Annotated in this window: 10 protein-coding genes; 2 read left to right on the top strand and 8 right to left on the bottom strand. The window is 52.7% G+C overall.

Going from position 1 to position 15,930, the window contains the following annotated elements:
• Positions 1-47: 47 nt before the first annotated feature.
• The 6 genes from KOR42_RS07070 to KOR42_RS07045 all read right to left on the bottom strand — a co-directional run bounded on the left by KOR42_RS07070 (position 48) and on the right by KOR42_RS07045 (position 9,264).
• Entirely contained in the window at positions 48-2,903 is a 2,856-nt protein-coding gene (locus KOR42_RS07070; RefSeq protein WP_146508294.1) for a hybrid sensor histidine kinase/response regulator, read from the bottom strand.
• A complete protein-coding gene (locus KOR42_RS07065; protein WP_146508291.1) occupies positions 2,900-4,297 on the bottom strand; it encodes a methyl-accepting chemotaxis protein in 1,398 nt (465 codons plus the stop codon). The genes KOR42_RS07070 and KOR42_RS07065 overlap by 4 nt, the downstream gene beginning before the upstream one ends.
• Positions 4,298-4,496: 199 nt before the next feature.
• The gene (locus KOR42_RS07060) at positions 4,497-5,045 is read right to left on the bottom strand and encodes a chemotaxis protein CheW (RefSeq protein WP_146508289.1); all 549 of its coding nucleotides are present in this window, start codon (positions 5,043-5,045) and stop codon (positions 4,497-4,499) included.
• 100 nt (positions 5,046-5,145) lie between these two features.
• Positions 5,146-5,544 carry a hypothetical protein gene (locus KOR42_RS07055; protein ID WP_146508287.1) on the bottom strand — a complete coding sequence of 133 codons (399 nt, stop codon included), beginning with the start codon at positions 5,542-5,544 and terminating at the stop codon, positions 5,146-5,148.
• A gap of 60 nt (positions 5,545-5,604) precedes the next feature.
• Entirely contained in the window at positions 5,605-5,955 is a 351-nt protein-coding gene (locus KOR42_RS07050) for a hypothetical protein (RefSeq protein WP_146508285.1), read from the bottom strand.
• A gap of 621 nt (positions 5,956-6,576) precedes the next feature.
• The gene (locus KOR42_RS07045) at positions 6,577-9,264 is read right to left on the bottom strand and encodes a DUF255 domain-containing protein (protein WP_146508284.1); all 2,688 of its coding nucleotides are present in this window, start codon (positions 9,262-9,264) and stop codon (positions 6,577-6,579) included.
• Between the two features lie 165 nt (positions 9,265-9,429).
• On the opposite strand from KOR42_RS07045, the gene KOR42_RS07040 reads away from it, so the two are divergent.
• Positions 9,430-11,451: an ABC transporter ATP-binding protein gene (locus KOR42_RS07040; RefSeq protein WP_231740739.1), complete on the top strand. Its 2,022-nt coding sequence runs from the start codon at positions 9,430-9,432 to the stop codon at positions 11,449-11,451.
• Positions 11,452-11,548: 97 nt separating this feature from the next.
• Here the strand turns inward: KOR42_RS07040 and KOR42_RS07035 are convergent, their stop codons facing one another.
• Both KOR42_RS07035 and KOR42_RS07030 read right to left on the bottom strand, forming a co-directional pair.
• A complete protein-coding gene (locus KOR42_RS07035; protein ID WP_146508282.1) occupies positions 11,549-13,240 on the bottom strand; it encodes a GntP family permease in 1,692 nt (563 codons plus the stop codon).
• Between the two features lie 126 nt (positions 13,241-13,366).
• On the bottom strand, positions 13,367-14,320 hold the full coding sequence (locus KOR42_RS07030) for a hypothetical protein (protein WP_146508280.1): 954 nt from the start codon (positions 14,318-14,320) through the stop codon (positions 13,367-13,369).
• Positions 14,321-14,691: 371 nt separating this feature from the next.
• On the opposite strand from KOR42_RS07030, the gene KOR42_RS07025 reads away from it, so the two are divergent.
• Positions 14,692-15,909 carry a protein phosphatase 2C domain-containing protein gene (locus KOR42_RS07025; RefSeq protein ID WP_231740738.1) on the top strand — a complete coding sequence of 406 codons (1,218 nt, stop codon included), beginning with the start codon at positions 14,692-14,694 and terminating at the stop codon, positions 15,907-15,909.
• Positions 15,910-15,930: the final 21 nt, after the last annotated feature.

Below are 15,930 nucleotides of genomic sequence, written 5' to 3'. Positions count from 1 at the left end.
AAAATTTACTTTGCAGTTTGACTTAAAGTGTTTGAATCCAATGCCGATCAACTCGTTACCAGCGAATGATTCCGATTGTGCTCGCGTATTGTTCGCACAATCATCTTGACCATTGAATCTGATACAGGTTTCGTAAAGATTCGATTCGCACCAAGCGCTTCGAGTGAACTCACCGACTCTTCATCCTGACGACTCGTGACAACCACGAAGGGCAAATCGACATAACGATTTAACCGCCGAACTTCAGCAAGAAAATCGATTCCGTTCATCCGTGGCATATCGACATCTGAAACGATTCCAACGCAGTCGCTTGTCCGAAGTAAATTCATGGCCTGAATTCCATCGGACGCTTCGATTGTTTCGAACCCGTGTGAATGCAGTTTCTTGACGAGAGATCGTCGCACACTCAGTGAATCGTCGACGACGAGAATCTTCAGGTTCTGGCTGTTCAAACCATGCTTTCGAACTTCCGCCAGTCGTCGTCTCTTGTGAGCTTCCGGAGTATTGTTTTCTGCGAACTCCGCGTAGGCTTCCCGAGACGTCAGCCCATACTCCACCAGTCGAGGAACATCGAGAACCATGACCATTTCGGCTTGCCCGGAGAGTGTCACTCCGGAGAAGCAGTCATGATTGGCCAGCATCGGCGGAAGCGATCGCACGACGACTTCTTCGACGCCTACGACAGCGTCCACGAGAATGGAGAGATTCGAATCTGCAGAAGTCCCTCCTCCTGACAATCCCTGTTCCTTCGCTTGTTGTCGAAGTGTGACGACACGAGGATTCACACCCGGAACCCCATCCAGCCCCAGTAAAAACTGCAGTGAGACGAGATTGGAATCTGAGACTTCTGATTCCTCGGCTTCAGTTCCTGCGATTGAGTGCATCGGAAGCGCGAAGAGACGCTCACCAACTTTCACCACCATCGCATGTTCAATCGTCGACCGAAGTGGAATTTGCATTCGAATCGAAGTGAACTGTCCGGAAACAGAATCGATATCCAATCGTCCACGCATTTCACGAATTTGTGAAGCGACGACATCCATCCCAACTCCGCGACCGGAGATTTGATTGACCTCTTGCTTGGTCGAAAATCCCGGTTGAAGAATCAGCTTCCAAAGTTCTTGCCGAGACGCCTGTTCACCGACGCGAATCAGGCCCATTTCCCGGCCTTTCTTTTCGAGTTTCTCTTCGCTCAATCCGCGTCCATCATCACGAACCTCGATGTAAAGAGATGTTGCGTCAGACCAGGCTTTCAGGTGAATCTTCCCTGTCGCTGGCTTTCCGAGTTTCTGTCTGTCCGAATCGGATTCGATTCCGTGGCAAATTGCATTTCGAACCATATGCATCAACGGCTCGTACAATCGATCCTGAAGAGAACGCTCTGCTCGCGTTCCTTCTCCATGGAGAATCAGTTCGACAGGTTTCTGTTCGAACTTGCTTGCTTCTCTTGCGACACGCTGCAGGCGACGGAACAAACTCGCCACTGGCTGTCGTCGAAGCTCGAGCATTTCGCTTCGAAACCGGCCGATGAGGTGCGAAATGAGAAAGTTGTCCTGAGCGAGTGGATCACAGATCTGACTCATCGTCCGACCAATCTCTCCAACATCTTTCGAGATCTCAGAGAGGAGCGAGTTCAAATCCTGAAGCTGTGATTGAAGACTTCGTCCATGCCCTGTTGAACTCGTTGTCAGTCCCGTTTCTCGTTTCTGCTGTTGCATGAGGCTCAGTGTGTCGATCACGCGAATTCGTGTCGCGCAACTGTTGACCTCATGGTGCAACTCCTGCAGAGAATTGACATACGTATCGCGGCGATTCCGCAACATGACCAATTCCGCAAGCAGATCCATCAGCCGATCGAGTCGAGACGTTTCGAGTCGAACAACGCCTTCAGGACTCGCTGAGAATCCGGAATCGAGTTGCGGAGCATTTTGAACAGGACGTTTGTCTTCTGGATCCGGTGTCGATTCCTGACCAGTCAAGAGTTGCTCAAGCTGTCTCCGGACTGAGTCGACGCCTTCAAGCAAAAGGTCGGTGTTAACACTCGCTCCCTCGCGAGTCATGGCTTCAACGTCGTTCTCTAACCCATGCAGGTAGGAAGCCAAGCCACTCAAACCGACAGTTGCCGAAGCGCCTTTGAGTGTATGTAGTTCTCGACAGAATTGTTGGAGCGGAGCGATTGAATCTTCGGCGTTGTCCAACTCGAGGAGACAGTTCTCCATGCTCGCGAGACAATTCTGAGCATCATCCACATAAGCTGTGAGAAGCTCGGGATCGTCGATTGTTTCGTTTTCGATTTGCGGCGGAGCGGAGTTTGCTTCCGATGGCTTTTGATCGCTGAACAGATGCTGCGGTGGAGCCGGCTTCGGTGCTTCATCCGGGATCTCCTTGGGAAGCTGATCGAGTGAAGTCAGAATCGCCGAAACATCGATCTGCTCGAATTTTGGGTCATCGGAATCATCTTCGATGTCTTCATCGATCGACGAAGAAGCATCCCATGACGAAGCACTCGCCCCACCCCATTCAGCGTCTGCTGATGTGCGAAAGCGTTCGTGCTCGGAGAGGAGATCAAGATACTCTCCCCAGGTCGCCTCGATGTCGTCGAGGATCGCAGAAACAACGTCATCGGTTGAGGGAAATGCTGCGAGAGCGGATTCCAAATGCGGAAGCGTGTTCTGGCAGTATTCACTGATCGACTTTGCCGGGGAAGATTCGTCGTCAAAGTCGGCCGACGTTTGAGCAATCGAAACGAGATCGGTCAACGTGGATGCCACAACTGCGATTTCGTCCGCCCCAGCGTCAGCAGCAGTCGTTGCAAGTCCAACGCAGCGGTCCCGAAGCGTTTCCAGCTTCTGACGATCAGACGATTTGTCGAAATCACTCTCTTGTGATCCGGAGTCGATCATTCCGCACCTCCATTCGTCCCAGCTTCAACCAGATTTCGCTCTGGGAAATCCGCAGCGGGCAGCAATTCCGCAGAAGAGGTGACCGATGACTTGCCTTGAGCTGAGCCACCGCGATTGGATGCTGCATGAGAGGAATCATCGCAGTGGAACATTGGGGAAATCCATTGCTCCAGGTCCTTGGTCACACCGATCAAATCAGTCGTTGTCTGGCGGATGTTGACCGCTCGACCGTGCATCTCTTCGGAGTACGTCGAAACGCGGCGCATCGAGATGACCATCTCCTGAATTCCACGGAGCTGATCCATCGTCACGCGGGAAATCTCACCGACCTTTTCGGCGGATTCATTCGCGGTCTGTTTGATTTCCTGAAGCGAAGCCCCAGCATCATTCACCCGCACGACTTCTTCCTGAACGAGCGTTCGCTCTTCAGCCATTGTCGTGATAGTGTCTTGAGTCTCCATCTGGATCGACTCAATCAGATCCGCAATTTCTCTCGACGCGTTGCTTGTGTGTTCGGCCAGTTTTCGAACTTCTTCTGCCACGACAGCGAATCCGCGTCCCTGTTCGCCAGCCCGAACAGCTTCGATCGACGCGTTGAGTGCCAGCATATCCGTCCGGGTCGAGAGTGTTCCCATTGTCTCGACGATCGAACTGATCTCTTCCGAGCGTTCTCCCAAGGATTGAATTTTTCGTTCGCCAGCCTCGACACAGGCACTGATTCGATTCATTCCCTGAATGAGTTGTTGAATCAGTTGCTGCCCAACGTCTGCCGATTCCGAAGCATTCGTCGCTGACTGATTGGCTCCCTCGGCATTGGCGAGAATGGAATCGATGTTCGACGAGAGTTCTTCAAAGCACTGAATGACTTCATCGACCGTTTCCGCTTGCTTTCGCGAATCAGCGGCCGACTCATGGGCCTTCTGGGAAATCTGGTTCGTATGGTTCAAGATACGACCGACTTCAGCTCCGATCGCTCGGGCCATGCGGGCAAGAACCTGTGCCAACAACCTTCCGTCCATGGTGACCGCTCGGGCCGAACCGTTTTTGCTGCTGTTGGGGGCGATCTGTTCAAGAAGTCGCTCAATCTCTTTCCATCCCTCGCGATGCCACGTCACGCTGCTGCTGATGTGACGTGCGAGGTCGTCAAGTTCCGCAACTCCCGACTTCACATCGCCGATTGGCTTATTGTCTTCGGCACAGGCCTCGATCTTCTGGATGGCCCGATTCAGTGCCCAGGCCATCATTCCAGCTGGGACGGCGGCGGCCACGGGTAAGAGAGACGAATAGATCAATTGTTCTATTAACGACGGCGAAGAACAAAGCAACCAAACGAGTATTCCCGCCATCGAAACCGATATCAGGTGTGTCAAATAGAGCCGAGTTCTGAATGTCATAGAAATCTCCGAGGATAACCCCGACGTCGATCTTGGGTGTCAATTGATGTTTGGTGCGACGGTTTGCAATGAGTGATGAATGTTGTTTTCTGAAGCATCCTGCTCTGAGATGTGTACTGAGTTGAAATGCTTCATTTGATTTCAGGTTGTGTTCGCTCGTGCGAATTCGCGACGACCATTTGAATGATGCTCTTTGGCGTTATGACTTTCGTGACATGACGACGGCATGCTGACCACTCAGTTCCGCACTCTCGTCATCGTCCGCGTCAGAGAAATCGTCAGTGAGCACATGTCCCTGATCGAGGCCCCGTTTCCAGGAATCCTTCATTTCCGTTTCGGCCAGCTGTCGGAAACGCACATGATCCAGCAGACGCACAACACGATCTTGCAGTGTCGCCCACCCGATCACAGTTTCGTTCCAACCGGATTGAGAGTTCTCGGGCGCGTCAGAGGTTTCGAGCATCGCCAGCGAGTCGACTTCATCCACGAGAATCGACCAGTCTCCATCCGTATCCTCAACAATGAGGAGAAACGGTTCGTGGCCCACAGTTTCTGAAGGAAGCAGCGAGGAAAGATTCAGGACCGGAATAAACTCGCTCCGGATGTGACACATCCCCGAAAGCACTCGATGAGTTCGCGGAATGGATACGAATGCCGGTCTTGGCATCACCTCGCGCACGACGCTCGCCGGCATGGCCAACCATGTCCGCCCCTTGCGAAAAATGCAAAACATTGACGTGTGATTCATCCAGTGTGTCCTTGAATTCAGTCCTTACAGCTTTTGCGTCTTCAGGTAATCCGTTGAATTGGATTGGTGAACGACTCGGCAACGCGATCGAACCCGTCTGTCACGGTTGTTTCGGACCAGACTCTTTCGCTTGCTGATTCTGCAAGCGAGCTTCAATTCGGCGTGCCAGGTCACTCAAACGGTCCTGAGACTGTCCTTCGTCTCGCGCCGATTCGATTTCCGGTGTTGGTTCTTCTTGCACTTTCGCAGCTTCTGAACCGGCGATCTTTTGCATCAGTTCTGTGGGAATGGCTTTGGAAAGAGCAGCTTCTTCGCGTTGGTGTTCGAGTTCGTCATCCGTCCACAATGACTCTTCGAGCTGCATGATCATGTTGCGAAGATGCTCCCAATCCTCGCTGAAATACGAATCAATGGTTTCCCGCCATTGTCGAACGCTTTCGACCGTTGGGGCTCCATTCCGGAACGGAGTCTCGTTGGGAATTGTTGTCGTTGTGTTCATAATCGTGTCTCGAATGGAACCAACAGAAGGACGAATTCAGGCGGCCCGCGTAGCGGAGTCCTACTCGACAACTCCGCCGCTAATAAATGCTTCGTCCTCGAAGTAACGACACCACCGCACACAAAAAGTGAATGGCGATGGAAGTTGCTTCAGTTTGACAGTCGGCTTGCAAACGTATTTGCGGTCGACAGAGAGCGGTTCAAAGTGCATCAGGGAAATTCCGATCACTCGACCCTTTTTGTCATCAATTGTGACGTCTCGAACAATCGCTTGGAGAGTCCGACCAGCCAGTTCAATTTCGACTTCGATAGGAAGCGGTTTGCGCTCTCCCGAACGACGACAGTCACTCGAGGTAGATGGCAAACTGAAATTGAATGCAGATGAAGATCCGAAATTGAAGACGTTCGACATGTGTCCCCCTGACTGACGAGAGCGGGAATCTTGAAGTGAAATGGCCCTCTTGATGTTCACCCTATTTCATCAATACCAGCGCGCAATCTGATTTCTTCACAGAATCAATGGACCCGCCCTCAAACGGGGGACCGCTCCGGAAACAGGATTGTCAAATCAAGTTTTCAAAACAGCAAAACGACCGTTCGACTGCTGCAATCTCCCGTTCTGATCCACGCGAAAATTCCATTCAAAACGATATCACTGGCACAAAGAGAGCACTTTCCGCCCAGCCAAAGAGGTGTCGCACGGACAGACACACCGCCTCCGATGAACGATGTAAGCGATCCGTCCGGAGAAGAGATGTCGATCCGGAAGAGCGTAAGCCTCGTCTCAGACTCACATTCAAGCTGAGTCTCGTTCACTCGGTTCGAGCGAAAAAAGTGTGGGTGGAACAATCAAAAGGAACCCATAACCCCGAAGGTTCATCGAGAGCACCTGCGAGGCGAACGCGACGAATGCTTTCAGAAGTCCGTTAAGAGACGGCTTGCCAGATTATTCGCATCGCCGTCTCGAACGCTCACTCTTGAAACTCTTAAAAGGGGAGGCAGTGACCGCAGAGCCGCTTCAAGTGACTCCCTCTCAGCGACCACCGTTTTCGCCCATGGAGAAGATCCTGGAGTTAATCGCTTCCCCGGGAGTGTCTCCAACGATGAGTTTTCCTGACAACGTCATCGTCAGCGGCATTTCACACGTCTGACTGTCACAGGCCTGATACCTGAGATTGAGGGAAATGCTCACGTTCTCGGCAGCATCTTGCGGAATCATGAGTTCGCCGAGAATGATCGCGCTCCCTTCGTACACAGACAATGCCTCGTCAATTCCTTCGAGCTGAAAGTCCTTGCCTTGGGGATAAACGATATCCGTCAGCTCAAAACCTTCCGGAGATGCGACACTCAGCGTCGTTGGAATGATGAACTTTGGTCGAGCCGGATTTGCGTTCACGTGCCATCCCGGAGCGATCTGAATGACCACTGCAACCGGACAATTCGATCCGCGAGCTGCTTGTGTTCTTCCAAACAAACCGACAGCTTCGATTCGAGGATGATTCTGGGCCTGACTCACATCAGCGGTCAATCCAGCGATCAACATCGAGCTGGCTGACTCCGTCGCAGCTGGCTCCATCGGTTTTTCTGGAGAAGGCTTTTCTGACGACGGTTTCTCGGGCGTCGATTTCGGAGGCATTTCTGGTTCTGTTTGTCGCGTTCGATCAACCGAATCAGACTCAATTGAAATCGGCCCGTCGACTTGCAGGTATTCATCCAAGCCAATTGCAAGAAACGCCAGACTTCCCGGTGACTGCGAGAATTGAGACGCGAACGCAGCGAGTGTTCGCTGTGCCAAGTCCAGATATTTTCTGTCCTGAGTGATGTGATAAAGTTGGAGCAGATTCCGAACGCTGACACTGTTTCCGGACGGCAGTGCACTGTCATAAGCGGACTTGGTTCGCGCGATCAGAGATTCGTGATCATGTGCTGTAAAGAAGTAGCCGCCGTCACGAACATCCCAGAAAAGAGATTGCTGCGTGTCTGTGAGTCTGCGCGCTGTGTTTAACCATCTTGACGAATCAGTGGCTTGATAAAGCGCCAACAGGCCGCTGCTCAGAAAAGCATAGTCGTCAAGGTATGCCGGTAAGGGACTCCCATTTCGAAACGGGGTCCGCAATAACCGCCCCTCTCGGTCACGTGAGCGGGTCAGGACGTCGGTCGCCGCCCGCTCTGCGGCTTTGACGTAATCTTCTCGCTGAAACACCATCCCCGCTCTCGCGAACGCGCGGATCATCAATCCGTTCCAGCTTGTCAGAATTTTATCATCACGAAGAAGCGGCTCTCGTTGACTTCTCACAGCGAGCAGTTGTTCTCTCATCAACTGCAACCTCTTTGCCATTTCGACTTTCGGAATGCTGAATTCGCGAGCGACTTCTGCCGTCGACGCCGGTCGATGAAGAATGACTCCATGTTCGAAGACCTGCTCCTCTTGCAGTCCGTACGCAGTTGCGAAAATCGGATAGTCGCTTGGGGATAAAACGCTTTTGATTTCGTCGAGCGACCAGACGTAGTGCTTGCCTTCGATCCCATCCGTTTCAGCATCCAGAGCCGAGTAAAACCCGCCCTTGGGATCGGTCATTTCCCGCAAGACGAAGTCGAGTGTTTCCTCAGCGATCACGCGATCCTGTTCGCGATGCGTTCGTTCGTATTCATTCGTGTATGCTTCGACCAGTTGAGCGTTGTCGTAAAGCATTTTCTCGAAGTGAGGAACGAGCCATTTTCGTTCGGTGCTGTATCGGTAAAACCCTCCGCCCAGGTGATCATAAATTCCGCCTTGCGCCATCGAATCCAGCGTGTGACGCAATTGCTTTCCGAGCGTATCCGCAGACGAAGCGTTCTTGGCAACATACGACTGCACCAATAACAACTTCGATGGAACCGGAAACTTGGGTCGATCGGGAGCACCGGGATTGAAATCGAATCCGCCGTATTCGGGATCGTAGGCTGCCACGACCGACCGAATTGCCTCGTTGACCGACTGCTGATTCAAGACCATTCCGCGAGTCTCTTGCTGCGGATTGGAAAGGCGCCGAACTTCTTGCGAAATGACACTGGCAGTCCGAAGAACATCTGGCTGTCGTGTCTCCCAAATTTGGGTCAGCTGTTCCATGACACTCGGAAACCCCGGACGACCGGGCATGTCTTCCGGCGGGAAATACGTTCCACCTGCGATTGGATCTCCGTTGGGAGTCAGGAACATCGACAACGGCCAACCGCCCCCTTGGGACGATCCAGCCATCTGCAGGTAAACCTGAAGCGCAAGCATATAGATCTCGTCAACATCCGGCCGTTCTTCGCGATCGACTTTAATGTTGATGAAGTGCTCGTTCATGTAAGCGGCGATCTCTTCGTTTTCGAAGACCTTCCGCTCCATCACATGACACCAGAAGCAACTGCTGTAACCGATCGAAAGAAAAATCGGCTTGTTCTGTGCACGGGCTTTGTTGAACGCTTCCGGCCCCCAGGGATACCAGTCGACAGGGTTGTGCGCATGCAAAAGCAGATAGGGACTCGATTCGTGGATCAATCGGTTCTGATGACGTTTCCCTGCTTTGGCATTCTCTTGCTCGTCAGCCGGGCTGTCTGCCGATTCTGCACCGATCCGAGTTCCGCATGAAGTTGTGAAGACGAGGAGGACAGCCAGAACCGATCCCCAACCGTACGAACGTGGTGAACTTCGTCTCAACGACGGCGAATATCGCCGCAAGAGGTGAGTGAGCATTTTGAATCTCGTTTGCGATCAGAGAGTCGTTCACACGCAGTTTATGCGATTCCCGATGAGAAATTCGATAGTAAAATTGCAGGCAAATGAACCTCTCTCCCATTTCTTCCGACTCGCAGCACACAGGGAATCCCGGAAAGTTGCAGCCCGAAGCGAAAAAAAAGAATGGACGACAGAACGGAGTCGGATGCCTATCATTTTCTCATGAACAGCCATCAAAAGTCGAGCCGTCAACGGTTCCATGAATATCGTCAGTCAATTGCGGGCGCAAAGAGTCAAACGAACGACGACACACCGGATCCGTCCAAGGACCCGGCCGAAATCGTCGTCCCGAAACACCGCCAGAAAGAATCGAAGCAACGACTCCGCAGCTTCAGACAGCTGATTGCATCGTTCTGGAAGCTTTTGGGACCGCACAAAAAGCCAGTCATTTTCTCACTCGCAACACTGACCGTCTCCACAGCTCTCGGACTGGTCCCGCCAGCGGCGACGAAATTCATCGTCGATTCCGTTCTCGGTGACACGCCCATTCCGCCGGTTGTCGTCGAGACTTTTCCGTTCGTCCAGAATCGCTGGACCTTCTTGATTGCCATTACTGGGGGAATCGTCTGCATTTCGTTGCTGAAGGTCCTGCTGCACATCTGGGGAAGATGGCAAGCGACGCGGGCGACCAAGCGGCTTCAGATGTCGATTCGAAAACAACTGTTCGAACACACCATTCGTCTGCCTCTGAATACCGTTCACACAATGAAGTCCGGGGGAGTGGCAAGCTTGCTCCGGCAGGATGCTGGCAGCATCGGTGATCTGATTTTCGGCCTGCTCTACAACCCCTGGCGTGCGATCGTCCAATTGATCGGAAGCCTGATCATTCTGCTGGTCGTCGACTGGAGACTTCTTCTTGGTGCATTGGCAGTCCTTCCGGCGGTCTATCTAAGCCATCGCACGTGGATCACCGAGATCCGTCCTCGCTTTCGGGATGTGCGTGAACGACGACAGGGAATCGACAGCAAAACGACCGAGACCTTCGCCGGAATCCGAATTGTTCGCGGGTTCAGTCGTCAGCGCACTGAAACGGTCCGCATCATGACCGATCATCACCTCATGGGACGCCAGGAACTTTACGTCTGGTGGTGGATGAGGACGATTGAAGTCATCTGGGCCATTCTCATTCCGCTCGCTTCGTCCGCTTTGATTCTGTATGGAGGATGGCAAGTTATTCACGGAACGCTGACCATCGGTGATCTGATGATGTTCATGGTCTATCTGCTCATGCTGCTTGAACCATTGGCAATTCTCGCGGAAAGCGCTGCCTCCCTTCAGGATAACCTCTCCGCGTTGGATCGCGTTCTGGATGTGCTGGCCACCGACAAAGAGATGCCTTCTGATGAACAGTCCACCGTATTGACTGATTCAGAAGTCCGCGGTGAAGTGACGCTGGAAAATGTGGCATTCCGGTATCAGTCCGATACTGCATGGGCCCTTCAAGACATCAATCTGACGGTGCAACCGGGAGAAGTCATCGCTCTGGTCGGTCCAAGCGGAGCGGGAAAAACGACTCTGTGTAATCTCGTCGCACGCTTTTACGATCCAACATCCGGACGAATTCTGCTCGATGGTCAAGACCTTCGTTCGATCGACGTCGAGTCCTACCGTGGGATTCTGGGAATCGTTGAACAAGACGTTTTTCTATTCGATGGAACCGTGGCAGAAAATATTGCCTACGCGAAACAGAATGCGAGCGACGACGAAATCTCTGCTGCAGCCCGGGCTGCCAATGCGGAAGAATTCATCACCTCGTTTCCGTACGGATACGAGACAATCATCGGTGAGCGAGGTGTGAAGTTGAGCGGAGGCCAGCGTCAGCGTCTTGCCATTGCGCGTGCCATTCTCGCTGATCCGAAAATCCTGATTCTCGACGAAGCCACAAGCAATCTGGACACCGAGAGTGAACGACTCATTCAGAACAGCCTGCACGAGTTACTTGAACATCGCACAGCTTTCGTGATCGCTCACCGGCTGAGCACGATTCAGAATGCGGACAAAATCCTCGTTCTCGATCACGGACGAATCATTGAATCAGGCACCCACCTTGAACTGATGCGTCAACAAGGCCGTTATCACGATATGGTGCAGATGCAACTCTCTCCTGAAGAACGCCCCCGCTTGAAAGAACTCCTCAATGGATAACTGTTCGTGACGTCCCTTCAACTCACAAAAAAATGAAACTCGCTCCAGCAAGTGCGTTCATGTGAAGAGACGAATGCCGATCGATCACGATGATCGCTTAGAAGTTGGGATAGAAGGTCACTCCCACCAGAACGACGAGTAATCCCACAACCCCCATGCTGGCGGTCATTGGGGTGATGTACTTCAACCCTTCCGCTTCGGACATTCCGCTCATTTTGGTAATCACCCAGAAGCCGCTGTCATTCATCCACGCAATCGGTTTGGACCCCGCTCCGATCGCACACGCGAGATAAACCGGTTCGAACGGAAGTCCTCCGTCGAGAGCGATTCCCGACAAGATCCCTGCTGACGTAATCATGGCTACGGAAGCTGATCCCTGAGCAGTTCTGATCGCTGTCGTAATGAGAAACGCCAACGTACAGATCACTTGTGGGGACGCATCCGGAAGGTTTTGGATCAGGTCGGCGATTCCCGTTTGTCGCAGCACCTGACCGAACGCTCCGCCCGCAGCAGTGATCAGAATAATCACTCCCCCACTCGCCAGTGCTGACTGGATCGACTTGGAAAGATCCTCGAAGGACGTCCGTTTCTGCCGAATGAGCACGCCCATTGCGATGACCGCTGAGAGAAGCAGCGCGATATTCTTGTCTCCGAGTGTCTCAATGACTCTTCTCGCCGACATCGACAAGTCGATTGGAAAGCTCGGATGACTGACGAGTGTGTGCCCCGCGATTAAGATCACCGGCATGAGGATCGGAAGACTTGCCATCCAGAATCCGGGGAGTTGAGATTCATCGACTGTCAATGACTCCTCCAGCTCTGCCAGTGAGAAGTCGGGCGAATCTCGCAGGGGAAGTTCGCATCGCGCGTTGATAATCAAGGCGTAAATGTATCCGTACACCGCACAGAACAATCCCACAATCGTGCCGACCAAAATCATCACACCGAGGTCGACTCCCAATTCTTCCGCAACCAGCAACGGCCCCGGAGTGGGAGGAACGAGCGAATGAGCCATCGTCGCTCCGCAGACAATCGTCAGAACGTACAACAGGTAATTCTTCCTGGTACGGAGCCGCATCGCCTTGCCGAGAGGAATCATGAGATAGAAGACGGTGTCGAAAAAGACCGGAATCCCGAGAAAGAATCCGCTGAATGTGAACGCAACCGGAGCTGCCGGTTCTCCGCACAACCGCAGAGTGGTGCGCACGATCCGGTCCGCAGCTCCACTGTCGAGCAGACACTTTCCGATGATCGCTGCCATCGCGATCAAAATTCCGATCTTGCTACACGTGCTTCCGAATCCCGACGCCACCTGTGCCCCGATCGTCGATCGAAGCTCTTTGTTGACTGACCGCAAATCGTTGGAAAAGATCCCTCTCAACAGGAGCTGATCGTCGACCGTTACGTCCGAAGTCTTCAGAAATTCTGCTTGTACGACGGTGAGCCCAGGCTCTGACTCAGAGAGAACTTTCGCCGTGCCAACAACTTGATAGCGATGGGTTTTCGGGTCGAGCTGAACCACTGAAAGTGTGGAACCGGGAGGCAATTCCGCTGATGTCGCACCGTGAATGCGCAGCTCGTCCGGTTGGTCATCATCCACATGAACGACAAAGGAATCGTTCTCAATCAGATACCGCTGACGAGTCGAATCCGGAGTCAAAAACGCGACGACAAGTGCCGCTGCCACAAGTGCCAGAAACGCATGAAGCCGAAAGATGAGAATCGATCCGACGACAATGCACACTCCCACCAAAAGAATGAAAACTGTCCCCCACGTCGAATCCAACATATAGCTCTCTCATTCGCATCAAAACTCAATGATGAAACGAGAATCCTAGCGTCTGTGGTCGACAAGTGAAACAACGTTTCTCTGGCGGTGTTTCAGAATGAACTGCTCACCACTGGTGCGGCGATTTTATCGGAGGTAGAAAAAGGAGTAATACAAAACCCCACTGGTCACGACGAAGACGGCGACTTTGATCCAGACAGGAAGATTGGCAAACGTAATCTCTGTCGGCCCTCCCTGAAGATTCGAGGATTCTGGAGCAACAACGGGAGCGAGTCCTCCTCCTCCGCCCGGAACATTTGCATTCCCTTGGGCCGGATTCTGGAATCCTCCGCCGCCTGCATTTCCCGGATCTCCATAGCCTCCCATGTTGACTGCGACGACCGGTCGATCCTCAGGAATAAACGGGTTGTTGTCCCAGAGAATTCCGCAATGTGGACAGGTTTGACCACTCTCGCTGTTTCCGGTGACCTCTTCACCACAACTCACGCAAATCACGACAATGGACTCAGTGTTGAGATTGAAGCCGGAAAGAATCTCAACATCCTCTTCGGGAGAATCGCTTGCACTTTCTTCGGATTGCATCTTTGGAGGAGAAGACGCTTCATCCGATTGCGGGATCTCCAGCGGCGGAAGTTTGTCGCTTGAGTTCATCGATCCCGTCGGGAGATTTCCATCCTGATAGAGATGCCGGTTGCGGATACTCAAATCGGTTCGGTCTGCGATCGATTCAAGAAAACCCTGAACAGACACGTCGGAACTGTACTTCATACTGATTTCAGGCAGGTTCAAAACCTTGACTTCATCCCACCCCATAAAAACCAGTTGAATTCCCGACGAGAGAACGTTTTTAGGGGCATACCGAATTCCTCCCGGTCCCAATCGATGGAGATCAGCCCTGACAACACGACCAGTTTGAGCTTGAATCAAGGCTGAAACGGGAAACTCAAACACCAATTCGGTGTCACCGTCATCTGGTGGATTCCCTGACTGCCCCCATACTGTGCCGGAAGCGAAGAACAGGCACATTGCCGCAACAAGCGCCCACATCGCACGAAACCGAAGATGAATCGAAGTGCCCATCGAATTCCTCACGTGAATTCATCGAATAATCTTATGGAAAAAACAAAACGTAGTCTTACAGACACCAGACTATTGTAACTACGCATTGTTACTCGCGACAGATGAAAACAATTTGTTTTTTTCGGAAACTTCGTCCCAGCGGTCCCAGTCTTGGATGTGATTTCATTGATTTTACGAGATTTGGCGGACTTCCGACGGTGAAACCACACGTTGATTGGGAAATTAGAGTCGAACCGACTAAGATCGTTCCCTGAACCACTCCATTTTTGGAAAATTATTGACGGGCCAGAAGTACGCCAACAATTTACGAAGGGTCCGCGTGCGTGTTCTGGGAGCAGAACGTATTTATCGGAACGGAAACTGACATTGGCTTGCGACGCAAGAACAATGAAGATTCCCATTCAACCCACCTGTGTCTGACCGAAGCGGAATGGCGGCGTCATGGCCATCTGTTCATCGTGGCTGACGGGATGGGCGGGCATGCTGTTGGAGAACTCGCGAGTCGGATCGCAGTCGATACCATTCCGCACACATTTCTGAAGTCCAACGAGCGGGATGTCCGCACGACCCTCCGCGAAGCAGTGCTCTGTGCCAATTCCGCAATTCATGCTCGCGGAACTCAAAACGAAGATTTTCTCCACATGGGGACGACGTGCACGGCGCTCACGCTAAGTCGTCAGGGAGCCATCGTTGCTCACGTCGGAGACAGCCGGGCCTATCGCATCCGTCGAGATCGCATCGATCAATTGACGTTCGATCACAGCCTCGAATGGGAACTCGAAAGGAATCATCACAAGTTCTCGTCCGCGATCGATCTCGCTCAACACAAGAATATCATCACTCGATCGCTTGGACCGGAACCAACCGTTCAGGTGGACGTTGAAGGCCCCTACCCCGTTCTGCCGAACGACACTTTCCTGCTCTGTTCAGACGGGTTATCGAATCTCGTTGCAGACGAAGAAATGGGAGCGATCGCCCGCGAGCTTCCCCCGGAGAATGCGGCGAAACTTCTGATTCACCTTGCCAATATTCGAGGCGGTCCCGACAACTCGACCGTGATCATCGCGCGTGTGGGGGAACTCCCCGCGAATGTTGAACCCGAATTTCTTCCCGAAGAACCTGACGACCAGCAATCTCTCGGATGGGCATGGCTGATCGGATTCTGGGTCGTGGCGATGTTCCTTGCGGGAGGACTTTCGCTATTGGCGATTCAACGGACAATCGCCGGTGTCGCCGTGACTGCATGTTCCTCAATTGCGCTGCTGGCACTTCTCGTCGCTTCGTTCCGCCAGACGCGTCAGAAACTTCAGAGTGAGTTCCGGTCACATGCTGGCCGACCCCATCGAACAGCTGTTGCACTCGACTCCAAACCGCTGTTTGAAAGGCTGGCGGAAATCTCACACGATCTCCAACGGGCTGCCCGCGAAGATGGATGGAACGTCAACTGGAAACTGCACGATCAGGCCATTCAGGCAGCAGAATCAGCAGCCGAATCATTGCGTTACGCGAAGGCTGTCCGACATGTCAGTCGAGCCATCGACTCGCTGATGCAAGAGCATCCCCATACGGCTTCGTCACCCAAGCCTTGAATGGCCCAACTGCGGTGATTC

The sequence above is a fragment of the Thalassoglobus neptunius genome (assembly GCF_007859735.1).
Taxonomy (GTDB): domain Bacteria; phylum Planctomycetota; class Planctomycetia; order Planctomycetales; family Planctomycetaceae; genus Thalassoglobus; species Thalassoglobus neptunius.
This window is presented reverse-complemented; position numbering and strand designations above follow the sequence as displayed.